The organism is Actinoplanes campanulatus (assembly GCF_014647795.1).
Classification (GTDB): domain Bacteria; phylum Actinomycetota; class Actinomycetes; order Mycobacteriales; family Micromonosporaceae; genus Actinoplanes; species Actinoplanes campanulatus.
In genome coordinates this window covers 1-22565 of sequence record NZ_BMPW01000036.1, presented here as the reverse complement: position 1 = coordinate 22565, position 22565 = coordinate 1, and the positions used below count along the sequence as shown (strand labels likewise).

General features: G+C 68.7%; 25 protein-coding genes, 1 tRNA gene and 2 pseudogenes. 19 read left to right on the top strand and 9 right to left on the bottom strand.

The window, feature by feature from the left end:
• Positions 1–24: 24 nt before the first annotated feature.
• A pseudogene (locus tag IEZ13_RS48070) lies at positions 25–375 on the top strand (LD-carboxypeptidase); the annotation flags it as partial.
• 232 nt (positions 376–607) lie between these two features.
• The gene (locus IEZ13_RS47250) at positions 608–1018 is read left to right on the top strand and encodes a hypothetical protein (RefSeq protein ID WP_203834116.1); all 411 of its coding nucleotides are present in this window, start codon (positions 608–610) and stop codon (positions 1016–1018) included.
• On the opposite strand, the gene IEZ13_RS42685 is transcribed toward IEZ13_RS47250, so the two are convergent.
• Both IEZ13_RS42685 and IEZ13_RS42680 read right to left on the bottom strand, forming a co-directional pair.
• Positions 1006–1569, bottom strand: a complete 564-nt coding sequence (locus IEZ13_RS42685) for a barstar family protein (protein ID WP_183227085.1) — start codon at positions 1567–1569, stop codon at positions 1006–1008. The two genes, IEZ13_RS47250 and IEZ13_RS42685, sit on opposite strands and share 13 nt — an antisense overlap.
• 18 nt (positions 1570–1587) lie before the next feature.
• Complete coding sequence (locus tag IEZ13_RS42680) at positions 1588–2016, bottom strand: TetR family transcriptional regulator C-terminal domain-containing protein (protein ID WP_183227083.1); 429 nt, start codon at positions 2014–2016, stop codon at positions 1588–1590.
• Between IEZ13_RS42680 and IEZ13_RS42675 the strand changes: the two genes are divergently transcribed.
• On the top strand, positions 1993–2400 hold the full coding sequence (locus IEZ13_RS42675) for an alpha/beta fold hydrolase (protein ID WP_183227081.1): 408 nt from the start codon (positions 1993–1995) through the stop codon (positions 2398–2400). The genes IEZ13_RS42680 and IEZ13_RS42675 overlap by 24 nt on opposite strands.
• Here the strand turns inward: IEZ13_RS42675 and IEZ13_RS42670 are convergent, their stop codons facing one another.
• Entirely contained in the window at positions 2401–3900 is a 1500-nt protein-coding gene (locus tag IEZ13_RS42670; RefSeq protein WP_183227079.1) for a GGDEF domain-containing protein, read from the bottom strand.
• A gap of 136 nt (positions 3901–4036) precedes the next feature.
• On the opposite strand from IEZ13_RS42670, the gene IEZ13_RS42665 reads away from it, so the two are divergent.
• On the top strand, positions 4037–4861 hold the full coding sequence (locus IEZ13_RS42665; RefSeq protein ID WP_183227077.1) for a patatin-like phospholipase family protein: 825 nt from the start codon (positions 4037–4039) through the stop codon (positions 4859–4861).
• Positions 4862–4894: 33 nt separating this feature from the next.
• On the opposite strand, the gene IEZ13_RS42660 is transcribed toward IEZ13_RS42665, so the two are convergent.
• Positions 4895–5563, bottom strand: coding sequence for a maleylpyruvate isomerase family mycothiol-dependent enzyme (locus tag IEZ13_RS42660; protein WP_183227075.1), 669 nt, complete (start codon positions 5561–5563; stop codon positions 4895–4897).
• Positions 5564–5678: 115 nt separating this feature from the next.
• Between IEZ13_RS42660 and IEZ13_RS42655 the strand changes: the two genes are divergently transcribed.
• A tRNA-Leu gene (locus IEZ13_RS42655) sits at positions 5679–5761 on the top strand.
• Here the strand turns inward: IEZ13_RS42655 and IEZ13_RS42650 are convergent.
• Both IEZ13_RS42650 and IEZ13_RS42645 read right to left on the bottom strand, forming a co-directional pair.
• The gene (locus IEZ13_RS42650) at positions 5743–6408 is read right to left on the bottom strand and encodes a recombinase zinc ribbon domain-containing protein (RefSeq protein WP_183227073.1); all 666 of its coding nucleotides are present in this window, start codon (positions 6406–6408) and stop codon (positions 5743–5745) included. The genes IEZ13_RS42655 and IEZ13_RS42650 overlap by 19 nt on opposite strands.
• A gap of 48 nt (positions 6409–6456) precedes the next feature.
• On the bottom strand, positions 6457–6639 hold the full coding sequence (locus IEZ13_RS42645) for a hypothetical protein (protein ID WP_229795729.1): 183 nt from the start codon (positions 6637–6639) through the stop codon (positions 6457–6459).
• Positions 6640–7060: 421 nt separating this feature from the next.
• Between IEZ13_RS42645 and IEZ13_RS42640 the strand changes: the two genes are divergently transcribed.
• From IEZ13_RS42640 to IEZ13_RS47685, 14 genes and pseudogenes are all read left to right on the top strand, one after another.
• Entirely contained in the window at positions 7061–7327 is a 267-nt protein-coding gene (locus tag IEZ13_RS42640) for a hypothetical protein (protein ID WP_183227071.1), read from the top strand.
• 11 nt (positions 7328–7338) lie between these two features.
• Complete coding sequence (locus IEZ13_RS42635) at positions 7339–10068, top strand: FtsK/SpoIIIE domain-containing protein (RefSeq protein ID WP_183227069.1); 2730 nt, start codon at positions 7339–7341, stop codon at positions 10066–10068.
• A complete protein-coding gene (locus tag IEZ13_RS42630; protein ID WP_183227067.1) occupies positions 10065–10925 on the top strand; it encodes a hypothetical protein in 861 nt (286 codons plus the stop codon). Before IEZ13_RS42635 ends, IEZ13_RS42630 begins: the two co-directional genes overlap by 4 nt.
• On the top strand, positions 10922–11704 hold the full coding sequence (locus IEZ13_RS42625; protein WP_183227065.1) for a hypothetical protein: 783 nt from the start codon (positions 10922–10924) through the stop codon (positions 11702–11704). The genes IEZ13_RS42630 and IEZ13_RS42625 overlap by 4 nt, the downstream gene beginning before the upstream one ends.
• A complete protein-coding gene (locus IEZ13_RS42620) occupies positions 11701–12144 on the top strand; it encodes a hypothetical protein (protein WP_183227063.1) in 444 nt (147 codons plus the stop codon). The genes IEZ13_RS42625 and IEZ13_RS42620 overlap by 4 nt, the downstream gene beginning before the upstream one ends.
• Positions 12141–13328, top strand: coding sequence for a nuclease-related domain-containing protein (locus IEZ13_RS42615; RefSeq protein ID WP_183227062.1), 1188 nt, complete (start codon positions 12141–12143; stop codon positions 13326–13328). The genes IEZ13_RS42620 and IEZ13_RS42615 overlap by 4 nt, the downstream gene beginning before the upstream one ends.
• Before the next feature lie 1515 nt (positions 13329–14843).
• Positions 14844–15173 (top strand): carbohydrate-binding protein, encoded by a 330-nt coding sequence (locus IEZ13_RS42610; RefSeq protein WP_183227060.1) that lies wholly within the window; start codon positions 14844–14846, stop codon positions 15171–15173.
• A pseudogene (locus tag IEZ13_RS42605) lies at positions 15170–15477 on the top strand (PadR family transcriptional regulator); the annotation flags it as partial. The gene IEZ13_RS42610 and the pseudogene IEZ13_RS42605, both read left to right, overlap by 4 nt.
• Before the next feature lie 227 nt (positions 15478–15704).
• Positions 15705–15863, top strand: coding sequence for a hypothetical protein (locus tag IEZ13_RS42600; RefSeq protein ID WP_183227201.1), 159 nt, complete (start codon positions 15705–15707; stop codon positions 15861–15863).
• A gap of 48 nt (positions 15864–15911) precedes the next feature.
• Entirely contained in the window at positions 15912–16460 is a 549-nt protein-coding gene (locus tag IEZ13_RS42595) for a hypothetical protein (RefSeq protein ID WP_183227057.1), read from the top strand.
• A 213-nt stretch (positions 16461–16673) separates the two neighbouring features.
• Positions 16674–17744 (top strand): cellulose binding domain-containing protein, encoded by a 1071-nt coding sequence (locus tag IEZ13_RS42590; protein WP_229795727.1) that lies wholly within the window; start codon positions 16674–16676, stop codon positions 17742–17744.
• 625 nt (positions 17745–18369) lie between these two features.
• A complete protein-coding gene (locus IEZ13_RS42585; RefSeq protein WP_183227055.1) occupies positions 18370–18657 on the top strand; it encodes a hypothetical protein in 288 nt (95 codons plus the stop codon).
• The gene (locus tag IEZ13_RS47690; protein WP_260180020.1) at positions 18654–18776 is read left to right on the top strand and encodes a hypothetical protein; all 123 of its coding nucleotides are present in this window, start codon (positions 18654–18656) and stop codon (positions 18774–18776) included. Before IEZ13_RS42585 ends, IEZ13_RS47690 begins: the two co-directional genes overlap by 4 nt.
• A 222-nt stretch (positions 18777–18998) precedes the next feature.
• Positions 18999–19133, top strand: a complete 135-nt coding sequence (locus IEZ13_RS47685; RefSeq protein ID WP_260180019.1) for a hypothetical protein — start codon at positions 18999–19001, stop codon at positions 19131–19133.
• 225 nt (positions 19134–19358) lie between these two features.
• Here IEZ13_RS47685 and IEZ13_RS42580 read toward each other — a convergent pair whose 3' ends face one another.
• The 3 genes from IEZ13_RS42580 to IEZ13_RS48060 all read right to left on the bottom strand — a co-directional run.
• Positions 19359–21485 (bottom strand): M3 family metallopeptidase, encoded by a 2127-nt coding sequence (locus IEZ13_RS42580; RefSeq protein ID WP_183227053.1) that lies wholly within the window; start codon positions 21483–21485, stop codon positions 19359–19361.
• A gap of 102 nt (positions 21486–21587) precedes the next feature.
• A complete protein-coding gene (locus tag IEZ13_RS48240) occupies positions 21588–22076 on the bottom strand; it encodes a hypothetical protein (RefSeq protein WP_229795726.1) in 489 nt (162 codons plus the stop codon).
• Positions 22077–22390: 314 nt separating this feature from the next.
• Positions 22391–22565, bottom strand: a 175-nt coding sequence (locus tag IEZ13_RS48060; RefSeq protein WP_189285777.1) for a zinc ribbon domain-containing protein, incomplete at its 5' end; no start/stop codon positions are given.

Here is a 22565-nt window from a genome sequence, read left to right as displayed (position 1 = left end):
CACACGCGCGGGCAGGATCCCCGAATGCTTCCCACGCTGCGTCCACGCGCTTTGAAGCCCGGGGACCTCATCGTGATCGCGGCCCTGTCCGGCCCGCTCCCCGACATCTACGAGTCCCACGTCGAGCAGACGATCATCGTGCTCCAGCGGATGGGTTTCCGGGTGCGCCGGGCCCCGCTCCTCGAGGTAGGGCGCCGGCATTGGTGGAGCGCCGCCACCCCCGCGGAGATCGCCGCCGAGCTCAACGGCTTCCTCCGCGATCCCGAGGTACGCGCGATCATCGCCAACGACGGAGGCCAGACAGCCCTCGGCTACCTCGACCTGGTCGACGTCGAGGCGATCGAAGCCGACCCCAAACCCATCCTCGGCTACAGCGACATCTCCCTGCTGCATCTGGTCCTCCACGCGCGTACGGGCCTGGTCGGCTTCCACGCCGACATGGCCACTCCCGGCTTCGGCGGCCATTGGCAGACCGCGTCACCGGCCCGCCGAGCCGAACTCGAAGACCTCTACTCCCGCCTGCTGACCAGCACCGACCCGATCGGCCCGCTGCCCACCCGCCCGTCCTGGGAGTGCTGGCGTCCCGGCCGCACCGAGGGCCCCTTGGATCGTCCTGGCCCAGGCGACGCGCTTTGCGCTTCCCCCGGACCGGTACGACGGAGCAGTTCTGTTCTGGGAGGAGATCGGTGGCGCGGCCGCCCACGTGTGGAGCTACCTACAGGTCATGCGCCACGCCGGCATCCTCGACCGCATCGCCGGCATGGTCGTGGGCACCCCGCGCGACATCCACGGCCTGGAGGACCCCGACGTCTCCCCCACCCTCGCCGAGATAGTCCTCGACGTCCTCGGCGACCGCGACATCCCGGTCCTGGGCAACGTCGACGTCGGACACGCCGGCCCGAACCTGCCGATGCCGGTGGGCATCCGAGCCGCCCTCGACGCCACCCAGCGAACGCTGTCGCTGCTCGAACCCGCCGTACGACAGGCCAGCGAGGTCGGCGACGATCAACATTCTTGAAGGTCGCTTCCCGGCCAGTCGGCGCCGGTGAGGGTGGCCACCAGCCGGCCGTCGGCAAGCGTCACGCTGACGTCCATGCCGGATGCCGCACCGTCGGCGAAGGTGGTGGGCTCGGTTGCCAGGAGTACGAAGTGCAAGGAGAAGGGCGGCCAATCCTCGTGGGGGATGCCGTCGCCGTCGAGTTGGAGGTTCGCCTTCCATCCCGCTTGGCAGAGCACCGAGATGAAGACGCCCAGGAAGTCGGCGTGGGCCAGGTGATCGGCGTCGTCGATCAGGACGGCGAGTCCCTGCCCGGCCGTCTCATGGCCGTGCCAGTCGTGCAGGCAGTCGACGAGAGCGTCCCAGTTCCGGCCGAAGTACCCGGGGAACGACAGTTCACGTGCGAAGGCCGTGAAGAGTGACGCCGGGTCCCGCAGTTCCGCGCCCGCCATCCGTACGATCATGCCGCCTTGATCCCGCAGGGCGCCCGCCTCGCTGGTGACCCACGGGTCGTCCGCGCGGGTGACCACGACCCACGGTGACCGGCATTCGGTGAGAGTGGGGTTCGGCATGCCGATGATCCTTCCAGCTCAGCGAAACAGGCGGTCGAGCTGGTCGTCGATCAGGGACATGGCCTCGTCGGGCTGGTAGAGGCCGATGAGGATCGGGCCGATCAGGCCTTGGGTGAGGAAGTAGAGCGCGGGCGCCTCCCGATCGGGATCGATGCCGTCGCGCAGTTCCCCGAGGCGGGCCGCCTCCCGGAGGTTCGCGGTCGAGACGGCGAGGATGCGCGCGTACCCGTCACGTAGTTGCTGTGCGTATTCGGCCGTGACGGTAGCGGCGGAGAAGAACGCGATGTTGACGCAGGCCTCTTCGCGGCCGGGTTCGTCGACCGGGAGCATGACCGCGGTGGCGGCGCGGATGACGTCGCGGCGGGTGAGGCTCTCCAGGGCGGCGAGGGTGGCCTGCATGCGGGCGAGCACGCGGGCCCGCATGTGGCCGAGGGCGAACAGCAGCATCTGACCACCGCGGAGCAGAAGATCGAGAACGAGGTCGCGATCTACCGGGCGCAGTCCTCCCCCGGCTATCCGTTCCCGGAGGAGTGGGTCCGCGAGGCGGCGACTCTGGGTCACGAGCGCTCGCCGCGGAATCCGCGGACGACGCGGCGGCACATGGCGGCCGGCCGGGCGGTGAAGCTGCCGCCGCTGTCCGGCATCACCGCGCCGACGCTGGTCGTCTCGGGCGCCGACGACCCGATGCTCAAGCCGAGCGCGGGCCGTGACCTGGCCGCTCAGATCCCCGGCGCGCAGTTCGTGGAGTATCCCGGCGTGGGCCACGACCTGCCCGAGGGCATCTGGGACGACGTGATCGCCCGGATGCCCCGCTCCGCCCGGATCGCCTGACTATCCGGCGGCGATGGCGACCCGGCCGCGGCCGTGGTGTTTGGCCTCGTAAAGGCTGCGGTCGGCGTCGGAGAGCAGGGCCGGCAGCTCGGCCCGGCTGCCGTGATGGACGCCGATGCTGACCGAGACGGTGAGGCCGGCCGCGATCTCGTCCCACGGATGTGTGCGGACCGCGTCCAGGATCTGCCCGGCCCGGGCCTCCGGCACTCCCGGCAGCACCTCGGCCAGGATGACCACGAACTCGTCCCCGCCGAGCCGGGCGGCCAGGTCGGCGGGCCGGACCTGGGCGGCGAGGATGTGCCCGAGCCGGATCAGCACCAGGTCACCGACATCGTGACCGAATCCGTCGTTGACCGTCTTGAAATGGTCCACGTCGATCATCATCACCGCGTACGACCCGTGGTCCTTGGCGTTGTCGAGGGTGCCCAGGTAGGCCTGGTATCCGCGACGGTTGGCCAGCCCGGTCAGGTCGTCGACGACGACGTCCCGGCTGAGCCGTTCGTGATCCTGGCGGCGGCGTTCGACGGCGATGGCGTCGCGCATGGCGGCCATCCGGTCGAGCCGGTCGTTCCAGCGCAGTCGGGCGAGCTCGTCGCCGTACCGGATCGCGGTGGGGTTGGTGCCGGGCCGTTTCGCGATGAGCGCGAGTTGCAGCAGGTAGACGTGGGTCGGTAGCTGGTAGGGAAAATCCTCGGTGGCTTCTTCGGCGAGTTGCGCGGCGCGGGCGGCGTCGCCGGCGCGGGCGGCCCGGATGGCCTCGCTCAGGGTGGCGATCCGCTCGTCGACCGGCACGCCGCGGGCGGCGGGCAGCCCGGCGACGGCGGCGAGCAGCTCGCGGTTGCCGTGGAACTCGACGACCCAGATGGGCGGCCATTCGGCGTCGGTGACGTCGGCGAAGTCTTCGGTACGGGTGGGCCAGTCGCCGATTCCGGCGAGCCCGGCCGCCCAGTCCAGCGACAGGTCGAGTTCGTTGATGGCCACGACGCGCGACTGGCGTCTCCCGATGGGGCTGGTGTCGCCGGCCATGAGCTGCCGGGTGCGTTCGTAGTATTCGAGGGCGAGTTCCCAGAGCCCGAGTTCGTGAGCGACGCTGCCGACCTGGATGAGGGCCGCGGCCCGGTGCACGACCGGCTCGTCCGAGGGGTGGTCGAGCAGCACGACGGCCTGGGCCAGCAGGCGGGACGCCGAGTCGCCGGCGGTGGTGTTGCGATGGCTCCTGGCGCGCCGGTCGGCCTTGACGGCGAGGGACAGGGCGAGCAGGACCGGGCTGTCCAGAGCGACGGCGGCGGCGAGCATGGCGTCGACGTGCTCGGTGTCGTCGAGTCCGGCATCCAGGCAGGCCAGGGACCGGGCGAAGTGCAGGAGCAGGCGTACGTCGTGCCAGCCGTGGGCGATGGCCTCCCGATCGGCGGCCTCGGCCCGGGCGGCGTCGTGGTGCCCCTGGGCGGCCTCGATCAGCAGGTACGCCTCTTCGATGGCGTCCGTGTGCCGGTCGGTCACCGTTTCTCACCAGTCTCGATCTCGGATGGCAGTTCTCCAGGTATATCGTCTGCCGCCGCGGAAAGCTGGGAAGTTCTCGCATGTCGCCGCATCGAGGAGTCTTGACGCCTGGCGGCGTGTCGTTACCGTTCGGTAGGTGACGAAGGCTCTTGTTCTCGGCGGCGGTGGCGTGACCGGCATCGCCTGGCATCTCGGCATACTCTGCGGCCTCCAGCGGGCGGGCGTCCCGCTCGGCGACGCCGACACGATCATCGGTACGTCCGCGGGTTCGGTCGTCGGCGCGATCCTCGCCGCGGGCGCCGACCTGGAGGCGGCGGTCGATTTCCAGCAGCAAGATCAGGTACGTGCGGGCGGCAGCCGCTCCCGGGACACCGGTGCCGCGATGGCCGCCATGGCGGTGCTGGCCGATCCGTCGGTGCCGCCACGGGAGGCGCGCGCCCGGGTGGGTCAGTTCGCGCTGGCCGCCACGACGCTCGACGAGCAGGCGTACCTGGCCCGGATGCAACCACTGCTGCCGGTGCACGAGTGGCCCGACCGTGACCTGCGCGTCCTGGTGGTGGACACGGCCGACGGCGAGGATGTGCTGTTGGGGGCGGCGTCCGGCGTACCCCTGGTGAAAGCGATCTCGGCGAGTTGCGCCGTGCCCGGCCTGATGCCGCCGGTGACCATCGACGGACGCCGCTTCATGGATGGCGGCGTGCGGTTCGGTGCGGGCGCCGACCTGGCCGCCGGCGCCGAACGGCTCGTGGTGATCGCGCCGCTGGCGTGGCTGGGCCGGGACCGGATCGTCGCCGAGATGGCCGCGTCCGGAGCGGCGAAGACGCTGCTCATCGAGCCGGACGCGGCCGCGCTGGAGGCGTTCGGCCGCGACTTCATGGACCCGGCGGCCCGGCCCGCGTCGGTGCGCGCCGGCCTGCGGCAGGGCGCGGACCTCGCCGAGGCGGTCCGCGCCGTCTGGTGACGATCGGTCACCGCGTCCTCGGTTCTTCCGAGCTCAGGGGACGAGGGGGCCGGTCAGCGCCGCGCGGGCGGCCGCCTCGTCACCGGTGACCGTTTCCCACGGCAGCGGGCGGCGGTTCCACAACGCCAGCATCAGCTCCTGCGCCGTACCGGTCAGGGTGGCGACCGGCTCCCCCGGCCCGAGCACCCACGACCCGCCGAGATCGGTGGCGGTGAACCGGACGGCCGCTTGCGGTTCGACGGCGAGTCCGCGTTTGATCATCCGCGGGACGAACACCTCGATGACCTCGGCGATGCCGTCGCCGCACAGCTCCGCGCCGAGCTCGGCGGGCCGGCCGAGCGCGTGTTCAGCGTCCCAGCGGTGCACGAGCGTCTCGAGGCAGCGGCGGCGTCGCCAGAAGGCGACGGTCCGCGGCGGGGCGAAGGTCCAGGCCTCCGCGGCGGGGTCACGCTCGAGCGCTTTCTCGAGGGTACGGGCGGTGCCCTCGAACCATGCGCCCAGATCCTCCGGCGGCGGCTCCGGCTGGTAGTCGCCGCGCAGCTCGGTGATGGCGGTGGCGGCCCACAGGTTGCCCTGCCCGAGGTGAACGGTGAGGTCACGCAGCGTCCAGTCACCGCAGTGCTCCACCGGCGCGGTCAGGTCCCCGTCGAGGCAGGCCCGGTAGGCGGCGAACTCGTCGTGCAGCAGAGCGAGGTAGTCCATCAGGCCTTCCGCAGGGCGGTCACTCGGTGTCGTCGATCTCTCCGATGTCACGCACGTACGGTACCCACCCCCGATCAACACGGCGTGCCGGCGGGTTGTTATGTTGTTCAGGCAGGTCCGGGTGGCGGAATGGCAGACGCGCTAGCTTGAGGTGCTAGTGCCCGCAAGGGCGTGGGGGTTCAAGTCCCCCTTCGGACACAAACTGATGGCCAACGGTGCGGTGCGATCGCAAGATCAGCCCGCACCGTTTTGGTTTCCGGCAGGTAGGTCATCCGCAGCCCCAAATCGCGGTATATGTCGATTTTGTCCTCCGGAGCGGCAGCCTTGAGGACGGCAACCATACCTCCGAGTTCCTCGATGATGGCCGTGACCTCGTCGACGGTGAGGTGATAGCCGCTACTGCCAGTGGTTCCATTCCTTTCCAACCGCTGACGAGACAAGGCGAGTTGACGGTCGGCCTGTGTCTCGGCGATCCATCGGGCGACCACGGCCGGGTCTGCACCCGCGTCCAACGCCTCTCGGTAACGGGCGAGTTTGGCATCCAGTTCGGCGATGGTCGGCCCACTCGGCACGGCCGGCGCCGGAACGGGCAGGCCAATGGCGGCTTGCTCAAGGATCTTCACGACGGTGTGGCGCCGCTGGAGTTCTCCGAACTCCTGGCTCAACCAGGCGTCCAGCGGAGTAACCAGCTCGTCCTCTCGCAGCAGGACGGTACGCGGGTGGTCGACTCTTTTCTTCAAGTCGTATTCCTGGGGATACCTACGGCGGTAGTAGGCGAGGCCGTTGGTACGGCTCCCTTGCATCCGTCGGTTGCAGATCCCGCAGTTGACCAGGCCTTTGAACACGTACGGGTGGTACGAGCGGTACACCCGGAGCCCTATTCAGAACACCCGTCAGACTCGTGCCCGGTGGATCTCAAGATTCGTGACGGTGCGTAGCACGTCGGGGATCTCGGAGATCCGGCCGCGGTAGCCGAGGTCGAGGATCTTCCAGTTGACCAGATGCGAGATGGCGCGTTCGACGGCGGCGCGCAGGCTATTCAACGCCCGGTTGCAGCTCTTACGGACCTCGGTCAACGGACTTTCCGTGAAGATCAGCACCAAGCCCGGACCGGCAACGGACCCGCCATCATCGCGACCCTGGGTAACACCGCGATCAGCTGGCACCGCAGCACCGGAGCAACCAACATCGCCCGAGCGACCCGCCAGGCAAACCGCCGATCACACGACCTGATCACCGCCGTGACCAGCAGTTATCCGACAACGCAATGACCCTGGGTTCTCCCGGAAGCCGAAATCGGGAAACTCGCATCGACCGTCCGGCGGATCCCGAGTCGTCTTGTTGGCGGAAGCGAATCCGTCAGTGGCGACGGCGAGTGTTTTTCCTGGTCAAATCCTTGGAGGCGGACTTGCTGGCGTGGCTGCGGGGCTCTACGGTGATGCGGCACCAATCCCTCGATACTGGTCAAATGGTGCATTACCCCCTGGCAGGAGAAACATGTCTCAGGTCAATGCTTCGCCGGAATCCATGCGCGAGTTGTCGGCGGCGGTGTTGCAGTTCGTCACGAGTGTCGACGAGGCCAAGCAGCAGATGCAGCAGGCCTCGTCCGCCGCCGCGGATGGGTGGGATGACGAGGTGGCCCACGCCGTGTACGGACAGATCGATGAGATGCTGAACTCGATCAACGTGGCGGACACGGCCCAGGACATCTCGAGCAAGATCGACGGCAAGGCCGCGAAGCTCGAGGAATTCCTGGCCGGCTGAGAAGACCAGCGATGTTCACTCCACCACCCGCACCGGAGCGGACCAGGAAAGAGCTCGCCGAGGCCGTCGAGGAGCTGGTCCGGACGGCGTCGTTCATCCGAGCCCGGCTGGAAGCGACGCGTCCGCGGGTCCGCGAAGCCACCGCGCAGGCCATTGCGCAAATCACAGGCGATCTCCGCACGCTGGCAGACCACGAGCGCGCGGAAAGGGCAGAACGGGCTGCAGCCGATCTGGCTCTGCTCGAAAAAGCTGGCAAGGAGCTGCCCGCAGCCGCCGGCGAGTTGGTCACCGCGCCCGGCTGGGCTGAGCAGCCCGTGCCTGACGAGATGCCGGGACTACTCAGGATCGGCCATTTTCGCGGCGTCGGTGACGGCGATCTGCCGGTATTGCTGCCGAACCCGGCCCTCGCCGGCGTGACACTCTCCGGTGATGGAGCGGCGCGCGGCGACCTGATCGAGGTGGTGGAGACGCTGCTCGTGCGGGCGCTCGCCGCGGCACCCGCGGGTGCCGTGCGCGTCCACATACTCGACCCGCACGGCAACGGCACCTCGCTGGCTCGGTTCGGGTCGGCCGACACCGCGAACGGCGGCGTCTTCTGGCCGGTGGCGATTACCGGTAACGACGTACGCGATCGGCTCGAGTATTTGGCTCGTCGCGTGTCGACCGTGGCGCTCACGTTCCTCCAGGGCAGCCATCACACGCTCGCGCAGTACAACGCCGGCGCGCTGGTACGGGAGCCATACCACGTCGTTGTCGCTCTTGACGTTCCTCGTTACCGGCCCGAGGAGATGGCGCTGCTGGAAAAACTGACGCGCACGGGTGGGCCGTGCGGGGTGCACGTGCTCGCCCTTGTCGATCGTGGCGCGCAGCTCCGGCGGGGCGAGTCCAGCATGATCGTCGAGAGCGAACCCCATCTGCTGTACGCCGATCACTGGTTGAGTATCGTGCCGGGTCAGATCGTGACGGCCGACCCCGCGCCGCCGATCGAGGTCGTGCAGCGGGTCGTGAGCCGGGCGGAACAGCCGGGCGGGGCGGCCGTGGTGCCGCTCGGCCGCCTTCTCGAGAACATCCCGCGCTGGGGTCGTCGGCCGGGCGCGGCGATCACCGCACCGATCGGGCTCAGCGGCGCCAATCCGTATGAGGTCGCGCTGAACGTCAAGGGCGGCCCGGTCCACGCGTTGATCGCAGGCATGACCGGCATGGGCAAGTCGACCCTCCTGCACGCGCTGATCAGTTCCTTCAGCCACGTGTATGCCCCGGAGGACCTGCGCTTCTACCTGATCGACGGCAAGGACGGGGTGGAGTTCCGGGCGTACGCGCCCCGCCTCTCGGACCCGTCCGCGCTCCCGCACGCCGAGGTGATCGCCGTGCAGAGCGACATCCGGATGTACCTGTCCGCGCTCGCCGAGCTGGAGCAGGAACGGCAGCGGCGGTCCGCGGCCTTCGCCGCGCACGAGGTCGCCGACATCGTCGAACTGAACGAGACCACGGACGTACGGATGCCGCGCGTGGTCGCGGTGCTCGACGAGTTCCAGGTGTTGCTCACCGACCCGGTTCACGGCCAGCGGGCCGCCGGTATGCTCACCAACCTCGCCAAGCAGGGCCGTAACGCCGGCATCCACCTGGTGCTGGCGACCCAGAGCCTCAACGGGCTGGGCGCATTCGGCGAGCACAAGTCGCTGTTCGACCAGATCGGCCTGCGCATCGCCCTGAAGACGAAGGATGCCGCGTCGTCGGTGACCGTGCTGGGCGATCGCAACGAGGATGCGGCGTCGCTGACGCGGCGGGGCGAGGCGATTGCGAACTCGACCGGTGACCCGTCGCAGAACGTGCCGGTGCAGGTGGCGCTCGTGGACAAGGCCGTACGTGCCGAAATGGTGCGGGACATGGCTGCCCGGGCCACCACAACCGCGCCTTTTGTCTTCGACGGCGGCGGCCTCGTCGCTGTCGAGCAGTCGGCACCGCTGCTCGCGGCCCTGGACGGGAAGCTGCCCCGGCGGCACGGCGGCGAAACCGTGCTCTGGGTGGGCGGGCCGGTCGAGGTCGCCGACGGGGTCGCGGTCACGATCGCGGACCGCGCGGGTGGCAACCTCGCCGTGCTCGGGACCGGGCGCTCGGATGGCTCGGACGTGTTCGGCGTACTGGCCGGCGCCGCGATCTCCGCCGCCACCCAGCATCCGGACGGGCGGTTCGTGCTGCTCGCGCCGCGTGATGACCACCCGCTGCGGGCCACCGTGACCCAACTCGCCGAGTTCCTGGCCAACCGGGGCGCCGATGTCCTCGAGGTGAGCCTCGACGAGACCCCGACGGCACTGGAGACCCTCGGCAAGGAGGTGAAGGAGGCCGCCGGCAGCCCGCTGTCGCAGCGCACGTTCGTGGTGGGCTTCGGCGCCTCCCGGATTCGCGCAGCGGCACCCTTCGCTGTCCTGGCCGAACACGGTCCCGAAGCCGGGCTGCACGTTCTTGGGGCCTGGCGCTCACGTGCCGAAATGGCCACAGCGGTGCTTCCAGCGGGTGCGATCGCCACCTCTCCCAAGGCGCTGGGCTTCTTCGACGTACGGCTGGTGGCCCAGGTCCCAGTAGAGGAGCAGAACGGGCTCGGCATCAACCGGGGCAACGCGCCGGAAGCCGACCGGATGCTTCTCTGGCATCGCGAGGATCCGAACAGCACCAAGATTGTTGTTCCGTTCACCGCACCTGGTGAGCGGACGTGGGCAACGTTGTCAGGGAGGACCCGGTGAGCGGGCCGGTGGAGTGGGCCGAGTATCGCGAGGCGCTGGCCGCCATCGGCATCCGGCGCGAGGCGGCCGACGCAGCCGACGCCCAGTGGACCAAGACGACCAATGAGTCGGTGGCTGAGCGGAGCGCGATCGGCGACCAGGCGCTACACCAGCTCGACCTGGGTGAGACGGAACTGACCGCCCTGCTCGGGGCGGCCACCGCAATGCTGCCGGACGACCTGGGCGGGCCGCTCGAGCACCTACCCGCGGCGGGTGCGGCATCGCCGCTGGACCTCGACGAGCTCGGTGGGCCCGACGTCGATGGCGCGATGGACCCGATACGGGCCGCAGTCGAAGGGCTCCCGGCGAAGGTCGCGGCGTTGGAGTCGGCTGAGCGGCACGCGGCGTGGACCCGTCGCCGCACCGTCGGGCTGGCCCGCGACGTCGTGCTCCTGCCGGTCGCCTTCGTCCCGGGCATCGCCTTTCTCGTCTATCTCTACTTCAGCGCCGGCGAGGACGTCGGTCCTGTCTTGGCGACCATATGGACCGCGATCGTGGCCGCGGTGGTCGCCGTCGTGGTCACGATCGGTCGCTCGTGGATCTTCGCCCGCCTCGACGGAGCGGACTGGATCGACGGCACGAAACACGGCCGCGGCGGCGCCGCCCGGGCGGCCATGCTGCTCTGGGGCATCAGCATGATCCTGTACGGCCCGGCACCCCGGCCGTTCCGTGACGGCCTTGAGAAGATCGTGTTCGGCTGGCTGGACTCCGTGCTCGTGGTGGGCGCACCTGTGGTGGGCGTGGCCCTCTGTGTGATGGCGCTGTTGACGATCCAGCGGTTGTTCAGCGCTGAGCCGAGCGTCAAGGGCAAGGCATGAGCGCGGTCAAGGCGTCGCCGGAGACGCTGCGGGAGCTCGGCAGCGCGCTGGCGACGTTCCGGGAGAGACTGGAAGAGGCCGGGGAGCAGTTGGTCGCGGCGGTCACCGAGCACGGGGATTCGCTCAAGACGCACGCGTCGCTGGTGGATGCGGTGCACTCGCTGGCGACTTCCTCGGCGCGGCCGGCCAGGGAGGCCTCGGTTCAGACCGAACAGAGGCTGACCAAGCTCGCCGAGGTCCTGGACGACTACCTCGGCACCTCGACGGGCAGCGGAAACGCCGGTAGCGGCGGCAGCCAAGGCGGCACGTCGCTGGCCGGGGCGATCCGGCCCACGAAGCCGACCGGTTCGGACCGGGACTGGCGCCTGGGGATGCGGACCAGGGACCTCCCCGGCGGCGCCGAGATCACGAGCAAAATGATGCCCGGCGGCAGCACCAACCCGACACCGGTTCCTCAGCGCGGTGACGGCGGGGAGATCGCCCGCAAGAAGAGTCGGCAGCAACAGGCCGAGGACCTGATCCAAGTCCAGGAATGGTGCGAGGTGACCGCAAAGGTCATCAACGCCCTCGTGAAGATCGCTGCGAGCGTGGCACCGGATCTGGTACTGGCTGGGATGATCTTGGAAGGCCTGGTCGTGGTGGGTGGCATTGCGTGCCTTGAACGGGCCGCGTACCTCAACAAGAGACACGACCTAGGCATCGACGAGCTGAAACCCGGCGAGCGCCTCAAGAAGTATCTGGGAATCTTCGCGGAAAAACTGGTGGAGGCGATGGAATGACGGGGACAAAGATCGATGCGACCCAGGAGCGCGCGCTCCGGCAGGCGTACGGGAAAGTCTTTGATCGTGACGCGGACGCTCTGGTCGCCGCGCTCGCCGAGATCGACGCCGTAGGTGCGGCAGCGGCCGTCAGGCTCGCCGGTCTGACCATGACCGCCGCGCTTTCGCTGACCGGCGCCGAGAAACGCGAGGCCGCCGCCAGACTGGCGGAACGGGTGAGCGAGCACGCCGAGGACTGGGTGGCGTTGCCCGCGCGGGAAGATCTCGAAGCGGTGCTCACCGGCACTCTCGGCGTGGGCCCGGCGCCCACGATCGACCTGGCGACCTACGGCCTGACCCTGATTTACTCGGCCGCCCTGGCCCTGCGGATGTACGCCGAGCACGAGGAGGTCGAGTGGTATCAGGCCCTCGACTACCTCCTCAACCTGCTCGAGAAGTGAGCCGCGAGCACGGCAAGGCCGGCCGTTCCGCCCAGCAAGTGCACGAGGATCTGGTACGCCGGTCCGTGCCCCGCTGGGCCCTCGCGGCCGGTGCGGTGGTGTTCGCCATCGCCGCCGCCGACCTGACCCGGCGCCTCGGTGGCAATGCCCTCTACGGTGGCGTCGGAACGTTCGCGGGGCTCGTAGCCCTCTACATCCTGCGGCTCTGGTCCGGCGCCTTCGCCACCACGATCGCCCTGGTCATCGGCACGCTGGCCCCGGTCTCGGCGGCCGGCCCGGGGTCGTCCGACGTCTTCTTCACCGCTTTGGGCGTGCTTCTCGCCGCGACCGGGGTGTTCCGTCAGCGCCGCCCGGTCTGGCGGGGTGTGTGGGGCACGGCCATGGTGATCGTCCTGGCCGCAGTCCTGCTGCGCGTGGCCGCCGGCCCGGGGGCGGCCCGCCACTTCACCAGCATCGTCGTCCTGGCCGCTGGCGTCTTCTACATCGCCGTTCGCTACCAGCGTTGGGGTCTCAGCCGCCTGCGGCTGGCACTGGTCCGCGCCCGCGGGTCGGCCGAGGACCTGGTGAAGTCGGCCGAGGACCTGTTGAAACGGCCGGAATCGAAGCTGGAGGAGACATCCTGGGCACGCGGCGCCGAAGGGGAACGGCGCACCGCCGTGCTGTTGCGCGATCTCGGGCGTGACTGGGACATCTTCCACGACGTGGCGCTGCCCGGCACAACCGCGAACGTCGACCATGTCGCGATCGGCCCGACCGGCGTGTGGGTGATCGACTCGAAGGCATGGTCGGCCCCCGTCACGGTCGGCGCCGACGGAGTGCCCCGGCAGCGCGGCAGAGACCTCACACCCACGCTCGCCACGAGCATGTGGGAGGCGCTCTCGGTTGCCGGCCAACTCAATGCGCCAGCTGTTCCGGTGGTCTGCGTGCACGACGCGATCCTGCCCGGCAGCATCACTGAGGTGCTGCTCAGTGGAGACCACCCGACCGGGCCGATCCGTATCGTCGGCCCAGGCGCCCTCGTAGCTACCCTGACCGCTGGCCCGGAGATGGAGGCCCGGCAACTGCGCGAGGTGAGGGCATTGGCCAGGCACATCCTGCGTATGAAGGGCGACACGATGCCGGTCACCGGTGTACGGATTCGCTACAACGCCGACTACTCACAGGTGATCACGATCGACCCATGAGCACACCGAGTACTGCAACCACAACGGCGGACAGGTGGCGTTCGGCCGTGCCGGCCACCTCGCCTGGTCCATCGGCGACGGCGGCCACGTGAACGACTCGTTCAAGGCCGGTACCCGATGTGAGTGACCTGCTTCGCCACGCTCTCGAGCGGCACCGCGGCGAGCAGAACACCATCGTGCTTCGCGCTACGCCCGGCAACCGGTTCCCGCAGACCGGGCAGCGCCGCGGCGGCCTCTCTGCCGGACTCCGAGCCGCGCCGGACGGCTGCGGGACCAGCGACAACCAGCCCCGGGCACCGCGCTCCGCATCGCTCATCCCGCGAGCGTAGAACCGGCCCCAACTCGACCTTGAAGCAGCGAGACCGGCACTGAACGAGCTCGACTTCACCGACGTCATCGAGTGGGCGTTTCACCATCTGCCCTCAAGAACAGCCTCCGCTCCTGATAGGGGCTCACCGCCGTGATGGTCACGCCAACGCACCGATCGAGTGACCGATGGTGATCATTGGATCGGCCGTTCTCCAGCCACCTCGTCGCGTGGCCCACATCCTGTCAAGACGCGTTCAGCAGTTCTGGGCGTGGCAGGGCATCCGGCCGCCCTGCCCACCGGTAGGTGGCTCGGCTGCCGCCGTTGCCGTGGTGCCCGACGGTCTCCTCACCGTCGAGGTTCACGGCCCGGACGCGGGGGTGGTGGTTGATGCTTCGGAAGCCCGGTGATCTGCTGCGGAGCTGGGTCGCATTCGACTATGTCCGCAGCCCCAACCAGCGCGCACGGCCCGAGGTGACCATGTTGCCGGTGGCGCTCGATCCTTGGCGGATGGGCGATGGGTGTGCTCAACTGGATGGCCATGTCGATATCATCCTATCGACTACAGCAAGATCGTCCGAAGGGATGGGCCGTTCCGGAGCGGGCTGGGGCTAATGTCGGCAAACCATCGATAGAGGACGGTCAGGCCCATGCCAGAGGATGACCCGGAACAGTTCACCAACACGCTGCGCGTCGGTGGATGGGTGCCGCCGGTCAGCTCCACAAGTCCCGCGGCACCGGATCTTGTGACCGATTCGGCATATCCTGTTCCCGCGCCAAGGGCGGCGCGTTTTGAGTGGGCCGTCAGTCGGATGGGTACGCGAGCCGCGCGGCGCCGGGCATTGGCCCTGGCACAACGTAGAGGTGTGATAGTCGGCGCTGTCGCCGTATTCGCCGCCGCCGGAGTGGCGGGTCTCCTGGTCACCGTTATTTCCCGCTCCGAGTCACCGGCTGCGGTAGCCCAGGGCCCGCTGACCGGGCCGCCTGCCGTGACTGCTCCACCCGTATCCCATCCATCCCGCTCCTGGCAGTCCCCGTCGCAGCTTCCGCCCCGGAACTCGGCTTCGGCTTCGCGCGTCGGCGGCCCTCGTCCGACGGCGTCGCGACCCTCGTCCACCCGGGACACCGAGGCAGCGCGACCCGAACCGTTTCAGGAGTCCTACGAGGCAGAGTCTCAACACAACGTGTTGGGAGGCAAGGCCCGGCCGATGCCACGTGACGACGCCTCCGGTGGCTACCTCGTGCGCTTCGTCGGCAACAATGAAGCCAACTTCCTGCGCTTCACGGGGCTGAAGGTTCCCGATTCCGACATCTACAACGCCCAGATACGGTACATCTCCGGTGATCCGCGGCAGGCCACCATACTGGTCAACGGCCGCCCATTTCTGGAAAACCTCACCTTTCCCGCCAGTCCCGACTGGTACACCGTGGATGTCCTGACCCTGCGGATTCCGCTGAAGGCTGGGGCGAACACCATCGAGGTGCGCAACGACAACGACGATGCGCCCGACTTCGACCGCATCGACCTGTCTCGTTGAATCTCCAGGAACCTACTTTTCTCATCCTCGCCGCGCTCGCGGCACAACCAAGGCACGGCTACGGCGTCGTGCAAGCCGTCTACGACCTCTCCGGAGGCGAGGTCAAGCTGCGGCCCGGCGCCCTCTACGGCGCGCTGGACAGGCTCGCGGAGTAGGGCCTGATCCAGGTGGGCCGGGAGGAGGCGGTCGAAGGGCGGCTACGCCGCTACTACCAGCTCAGCGAAGCGGTGCGGCGGCCCTACGAGGCGAGGTCGAGCGGCTCCGGCGCCGGACCGAAGCGGCCGAAGATCAGCTGCGCGGACGAGGTATTGTCCCCGGCCTGCCGCGTACGGCAACTCGCGGGGGGCGCCGCGTGACCGGGGCGCACTGGCCGCTCGCCGACGAGCGAATCGAACGGCACTACCGGCGCCTACTCCTCGCGTACCCAGGAAGTTGTCGGCGCCAGCACGGCACGGAGATCGTGACCACCCTCCTGGAGATGGCCGGGCCCGGCCGCCGCCGGCCGGCTGCGGGCGAGGCGACGAGTTCGGGGTGGGCCACCCGCGCGAGACGATCCGGCCGACCCGGTGGAGGGAGCCCGGGCATGCGGATCGCGTCCACCTGACCGGGCTCCTGGAGCAGACGCAGCCCGGATCAACGCCGATGTGGACCGTCGAGCAGACCCGTGACCGCCTGGTCGCCGCCGGCTGAACCATCACCGGGTTCACGGTCCGGCCGCTGAACCCGGAGCCGCCGGAAGTGCTCGCGGCGCGGGGCCCGCACACCCGGTACGAGCACCTGCGACGGGCCGCTAGGCTGACCGCCGAGCGGGACGGCCTGATCCTGTACGGGCAGGTGGCCGACGCCATCGGTCCCCCGACACTCGACAACCCTCCGCCCGGCGTGACCACTTACAACAACGTCCTCGAAGCCGCCGTCTTTGCGCGGCGCACCAGGGAATACCTTCCGCTGACCGCGGCCGGGGGTGCGCTGGCCGGATGGCTGCTCGTGGCCGGTCTCGCATACCGGATCAGGGGGTCACGGAGCCGCCGCCGGGCCGCGGCGGTCCTCACCGGCCTGGCCCTGGCCGTCGTGAACCTGCCGGTGTACGTGGTCCTGCTGAATGCCGCCCTGCTCTGGTACGCCGGCGACAGGTCGCAGCCGGTTCGCACCCTGTACGACCAATTCCTATTCTGCGGCGGCCGGCGAGAATTCGCCGGCCGCCGCCCGATGAAGCCGAACGTGCCGCCGGATCCAGCGCCTGGCCATGCTGCTGGAATCTGCCGACGACCCGGATATCCACGGTGATCCCGCAACGATCTCCCCGTAGCTGACCCCATCCTTGCGGCATCACGCGATCGACTCTGGTCACCACCCGGCCCAGCGGCCGAGGCCGCCGCGGCCGCAGACGATCGCGATGAGCGGTGCGCGGCGCGACCGGCACGATTCAGGTGGTCGTCTGGCCCGCCGACAGGTGGACAACCCGTTGACAGGCATCGATCTGCCGCGCAGCGTCGGAGCATGCCCAGACACCGTCTTCTGTGGGCTGCGACGTTCCTCGCGGCCGCCACCACCCTCCTGGCGCTGACCGGCCCGGCCGTCGCGGCGCCCACACCCACGCCGGTTCCGACCCCCACGGCCGCACCGACGACTCCTCCGCCGCCGCGGCCCGCGCCGCCCACCGACCTGCGGGTCACCGCCGTCACACCGACCTCCGTCACGCTTTCCTGGACCGCTTCCACCGGCGGCCTCAGCAACGTCGTCGGCTACTCGGTGAACTACTACCAGGCGTTCAACGACATCTACTGGGCCCAGCCGGTCGACAACGTCACCACTGTCACTGTCACCTCCAGCATCTCGCCCACCCGGCAGTACACGTTCTCGGTGTTCGCGCGGTCCGCCGACGGCCAGACCTCGACGTCCACCGCGCCGGTCACCGTGGTCACGCCCGCCGTCAGCACCGGCGACACCACGCCGCCGTCCGCCCCGTCCGGCCTGGCCGTCGGCGCGGTGACCGAGGCGGGCGCCGAGCTGAGCTGGTCGCCCTCCACCGACGACACCGCAGTCACCGGCTACCAGGTGTACTGGTTCGACGGCTGGTTCACGTCGGTGCTGGTCGGCACCGCCACCGGGACGACCTTCATCGCACAGTCCCGGCCCGGCCCCGGCCCGCGGCCGTCGTTCTACGTGCGGGCTAAGGACGCGGCCGGTAACCTGTCGATCGCGTCCAACCTGGTCGCCGCGCCGGTCACCACTACCCCACCGCCGCCGCGCATCTGCCGGGTCGCCTACCGAACCACCACGGAATGGACCGGCGGCTTTGTCGCCGAGGTGACCGTCACCAACACCGGGACCACCGCAGTGGACGACTGGAGCCTGGCCGTCAGCGTCGGCGGCGACCAGCAGATCACCTCGGCATGGCACGCCACCGTCCGCCAGGACGGCCCGAACGTCACACTGACCGCGGCACACTGGAACCGCACCATCCCGCCCGGCGGCAGCGTCACGGCGGGCCTGACGGGCCGCTGGTCGGCAAGCAACGCCCTGCCGGTGTCGGCCAGCCTCAACGGCAACCCCTGCACTCTCGCCTGACCTTCCGGCCACGGTCGGAAGACGACTGACACGAGGCGAAGGTCCAAGACCCTCTTGAACAGGGCCTAATACGGCACCAGGTGCAGGACCGGGGACGGCGGGACAACTGTCAATTGTCTCTTCACACACCCGGGCCACCGGGTCGAGGACGCCAGTCGTGGTTGGGGCAGCCTGCCGGACCGGGGTTCGGTCACCGTATGGCCCACATCGGTGGGCATGCGTCCGATTCGGCCCCGGCCGACGGTGCAGAGAGGTTGGACACCGGCACGACAGGCCGTTCGGCGGGCGTACCAGAAGAGATTTTTCGACTGTCGCGAACCGGAGTGGGGGAATCCGCATCACACCGAGTGCGAACCCAATCGTTTTGTGATGGAGGACCTCTGATGCGTGCATTCCCCCTACTGGTCACGGTGTTGAGTGCCGCTGTCATGGCCGGCTGCGCCGATGGGCCGGAGCATGTCGCGGGCGCGGCGGAACCAGCGGGCGCGGCGATACCGGCCGTCACCGCGTCCAGGCCAGCTCCCCTCACCACTTCACCCGTCGCCTCGCCGGCCGTCTCGGCGAGCACCATCACCCACAAAGCATCATTCGCAACACCGACTGGGCCAACATGACTCTGCACAACTTGACCTTCATGGACTTCGGGGACACCCGATTCCGCGGCGGCACCGCATCATCGGGGGCAAACAACTGCACGATGCTGCCCGGCAGCGCCCAGCCCGCGTACGCGGAGTACCTCGCCGACGAGCCGGCCGACAGCCCGGTCACCGAGGATGCGGTGGTGCTGGTCGAATGTGGCAGTGACGGCATGGACCAGGCACTGATTCCAGTCAAACTGGCTTACGACCAGAAGTCCCGCAACGCGGTCGGTTTCATCAAGGCCGATCCGCCACCGGGACGGGCAAACGGATGACATTCCTCTCGTACGCCGTCGAGGACGGGGCGATCGTGACCACGGTCCGGAAACCCGGTGGCGGTACGGAGAAGCGTCATTACGTGTACGACGGTCACGGGAACTGGCTGCGGGACTGAGGTGAGGATCCGGGAACCGGCGGAGTGACCTGACCTGAGCGGCACACGCTGACCGGCGCGGATGGGCCCACTTGTCAATCAGACCTCCGCCGTCCAGCAGATCAACCACTCCTACAGCGACATCGTTACCCTGCCGGAATGACCCATCAAGCCGGGACTTCCGGGAAATCGGGGCTGCTGCTTCAGAGAGTCGGATACGACGGACAGTAGCCGGTTGCGGCGGTGTTTCCGCAGGCTGTGGCCGTCGACCGTACGGCCGGGGAGCGCGCCGCCGCGCTGCTCGCTGGCAGCATCGATCCCTGGGAGATCGAACGGTTCCTGGCCGAGGTGGCCGCCGGCCGGACGGCCGGGAGCTGAGCAAGCCCGCCCGCCGGGCGCTGGAGCGCCGGGGCGAGCTTCGGTACGTAAACAGGTTCATCACCGTCTGCACAAGCTTGATCGCGGCCTCCGTGCCTCGGGTGGCGCGCTCCATGCCTTCGCTGAACTGGTCGTCGTCGAAGACGCTGTGATCAGCAGACGATGGCATGCGAACACCGGACCGGCCTGGCGGTCCGGTGGTTCGCATGCCGGATCGAACCCGGGTCAGGCGAAGCCGCGCAACCGCATCAGGGCCTCGGTGTCCACGTCGCGGCCCCGGAAATTTCGGAATGCCTCGTCCGGTGCCACTGCGTTGCCGACCGCGAGGATCTCGTCGAGGAACGCCTTGGCGGTGGCAGGGTCCCAGACGCCCTTCTGTTCGAACAGCTCCCACACGTCGGCGGTCAGCGCATCGGCCCAGAGATAGACGTAGTAGCCGGCCGAGTATCCGTCGCCCGAGAAGATGTGCCCGAAATGGGTCGGGCGGTGGCGCATGACGATTTCCTTCGGCAGACCGATCTCGGCCATGCAGGTCTTCTCGAAGGCTACGGGGTCGATCGTGCCGTCCGGCGTCGCGGCCAGGTGGATCTTCATGTCGTAGATCGCCGAGGCCAGGAATTCGACAGTGCTGAAGCCCTGGTTGAACTTCAGCGACTTCTGGATCTTGGCGAGCAGCTCGGCGGGCATCGGCTCGCCGGTGTCGACGTGCAGGGCGAACCGCTCGAGCACCTCCCGAGTCGGGAGCCAGTGCTCGTTGATCTGGCTGGGAAACTCGACGAAGTCGCGCTTGACCGAGGTGCCGGCCAGGCGCGGATAGGTGACGTTCGAGCTGAGGCCGTGCAGGGCGTGGCCGAACTCATGGAACATGGTGACGGCGTCGTCCCAGGAGATGAGGACTGGGCCGGAACCTGACTTCACGAAGTTCGAGTTGTTGGAGACGATCGGGGTGATGTCGGCCTTGAAACGCTCCTGGGTGCGGTACTCGTTCATCCACGCACCGGAGCTCTTGCCGGCACGGGTGTAGGGGTCGAAATACCACAGGCCGACGCGCTCGCCGCCGCGCGTCACCTCGTAGACCGACATGTCCCCGTGGTAGACGGGCAGACCGTCGAGTCTGGCGAATCGCAGGCCGTAGAGCCGTTCGGCGACCCAGAACATACCGTCACGGATCTTGTCGAGCTGGAGATAGTGCTTCACCTCGTTCTGGTCGAGGTCGTACTTCGCCTTACGTACCTTCTCCGAATAGAACCGGTGGTCCCAGGCGTCGATCGTGATGCCGGCGCCCTCCTCGTCGGCGATCGCCTGCATGTCGGCGATCTCCTCCTGGGCGCGCCGCAGGGCCGGGCCCCACAGCTTCATCATCAGGTCCATGGCGGCCTGCGGCGTCTTCGCCATGTTGTCCTCGACGGCCCAGTGGGCGTGTGTCGTGAAGCCGAGCAGACCGGCCCGCCGGGCCCGGAGCTGAAGGATCTCGCTGATCACGGCCTTGTTGTCGGTAGCCGTGCCGTTGTCACCGCGCATGATCCACATGCGCCAGCCCTTCTCCCGCAGGTCGCGCCGGGCGGAGTAGGTCAGGAACGGCTCCATCGAGGAACGCGTGTTGGTGAAGACCCATTTGCCCTTGACCCCGTGCGCCTCGGCGGCCGCTGCGGCAGCCTCACGCAGCGAATCGGGAAGGCCCTCGAGATCCGCCTCGGTCTCGATGGTGAGCCGGTAGCTCTCCTCGTCGGCCAGCTCGTTCTGGCTGAACCTGGTGTAGAGCGAGGCAAGCTTCTGATTGAGGTCCTTCAGCGCGGCCTGGTCGGCGTCGTCGAGTGCCGCGCCCTGCCGGGTGAAATTCTGGTAGTAGCTCTCGACGAGACGTTTCTGCTCCGGCGACAGGCCAGCGGTGGCCAGGCCGTCATGGACCGCCTTGATCCGGGCGAAAAGCTGGGCGTTCTGAATGATGTCGTCGCCGAAGGCCGACAGGACGGGCGACATCTCGGTCTGCAGATCCTGCATCGCCTGGTCGTTCATCGCCGAGGTGAATACGCTGAAAAGACGTTGAGCGCGGTCGAGGGCACGGCCGCTGTCTTCGAGCGCGGCGACGGTGTTGGCGAAGGTCGGCCCTTCGGCGGCGCCGGCTATCTTCGCGATCTCGGCTCTATTGAGCTCCATGCCCTTCTCTAGCGCCGCTTTGATCGAGGTCGGGTTCACCTGATCGAAGGGCGGGTAGCCGCCATGCTCTCCAGTCCACACCTCGATCAGCTTATCCTCCTGGCCGCTCCCGGTTGCGAGCGCGAAGCCGGGGAACCTGAGCGAGCCGAGGGCGGCCGCGAGGGCGGCGGACTGCAGAAAGACGCGGCGTCGCATGGGAGTCCTCCGACAACGGTTCGGACACGGCCCATGCCGCCCCAGAGCATTTATGGCACGTCGCCGCCGATGACGAGACGTTTCACGTAGCACCACGCGGAATTACTCATCCTCTGAGTGAATCAGGAGCTGGGCACTGTGGTCGCTGTAGAAGATCGCCCCGGCCGGGCTGCCGCGGGTCCGCTGGGCGGCGTTGAGGACGCCGGTGATCCGCGACAACGGCCCGCTGAAGATCAGCGAGATCAAGGACGACGTGCTCGTCGAGAAGGACTGGGCCTGGGCGAGCCGCAAGCCGTCGAAGCGGGCCCTCGACATCGCCTGCACGTGGGGCCTGGTCACGGTCAGCGAGCGAACCGGCATCATCAAGACGTTCGAGCTGACCGAGCGCACTTCGGCTGGGCCCGACCACCGCGGGCGGCGACCGCGAGGCAAGTCACCGCGTACCGTATCGATCGCGCGCTGCGCTCGCAGGGCCTGGTCAGCGTCGCCTCCGCCTGCCACGACGAGCCGAAGGCGAAACCCGCCGTCCGCGAGCTGATCGACGATCGAGCTCAGGCCCAGGAATCGGTCGACAACGTAGAGCTTCGGCAAGGTTCATGGCACCGGCTCGCGGTCGACAGCCGCCGCGGCATCGGCCTGCCAGCTGAAGCGATCACGGCCGGATCGCGCCGGCGACGCGGCCTCCTTCACGGCGGCCAGCAGGGTCGGTTACGCTCACGCCCATGACTGCCGGGTCGGCCATGGGCCGCACACAGAACGGGCACCCGGCCATCGCTTGATCACCGCGCGGGCGCGAAGCCCGCCCCCATCACGAACAGAGCTGCGGCCACTCGTGATGAAGGGAGGTCATGAACTCGGCCCTGAAGGACCGAGCTTGCGTTCGTTGGTCTAGCTGGCTGCTAGGGTCACGCCGCGTTCGGCTGCATGACGGCAGCCCTGCGCGCGATGTTGCGCGCAGCGTTGTGGTCGGCCGGGCCAGCGTGCCCGCACCTCAAGCAGAGGAAATCGTCCCGGGTAGGCCGGTTCCTTTTGTCGATGTGCCCGCACTCGGCGCATTGCCGGGAGGTGTTGCGGGGGTCC

Bases quoted from the DNA above. Each gene is read 5' to 3' on its own strand.
- IEZ13_RS42685 (WP_183227085.1), bottom strand. From the start codon at position 1,569: ATGCCGAACCCCACTCTCACCGAATGCCGGTCACCGTGGGTCGTGGTC.
- IEZ13_RS42680 (WP_183227083.1), bottom strand. From the start codon at position 2,016: ATGCTGCTGTTCGCCCTCGGCCACATGCGGGCCCGCGTGCTCGCCCGC.
- IEZ13_RS42660 (WP_183227075.1), bottom strand. From the start codon at position 5,563: ATGGACTACCTCGCTCTGCTGCACGACGAGTTCGCCGCCTACCGGGCC.
- IEZ13_RS42640 (WP_183227071.1), top strand. From the start codon at position 7,061: ATGTCTCAGGTCAATGCTTCGCCGGAATCCATGCGCGAGTTGTCGGCG.
- IEZ13_RS42635 (WP_183227069.1), top strand. From the start codon at position 7,339: ATGTTCACTCCACCACCCGCACCGGAGCGGACCAGGAAAGAGCTCGCC.
- IEZ13_RS42625 (WP_183227065.1), top strand. From the start codon at position 10,922: ATGAGCGCGGTCAAGGCGTCGCCGGAGACGCTGCGGGAGCTCGGCAGC.
- IEZ13_RS42620 (WP_183227063.1), top strand. From the start codon at position 11,701: ATGACGGGGACAAAGATCGATGCGACCCAGGAGCGCGCGCTCCGGCAG.
- IEZ13_RS42610 (WP_183227060.1), top strand. From the start codon at position 14,844: ATGCCACGTGACGACGCCTCCGGTGGCTACCTCGTGCGCTTCGTCGGC.
- IEZ13_RS42590 (WP_229795727.1), top strand. From the start codon at position 16,674: ATGCCCAGACACCGTCTTCTGTGGGCTGCGACGTTCCTCGCGGCCGCC.
- IEZ13_RS47690 (WP_260180020.1), top strand. From the start codon at position 18,654: ATGACATTCCTCTCGTACGCCGTCGAGGACGGGGCGATCGTGACCACG.
- IEZ13_RS42580 (WP_183227053.1), bottom strand. From the start codon at position 21,485: ATGCGACGCCGCGTCTTTCTGCAGTCCGCCGCCCTCGCGGCCGCCCTC.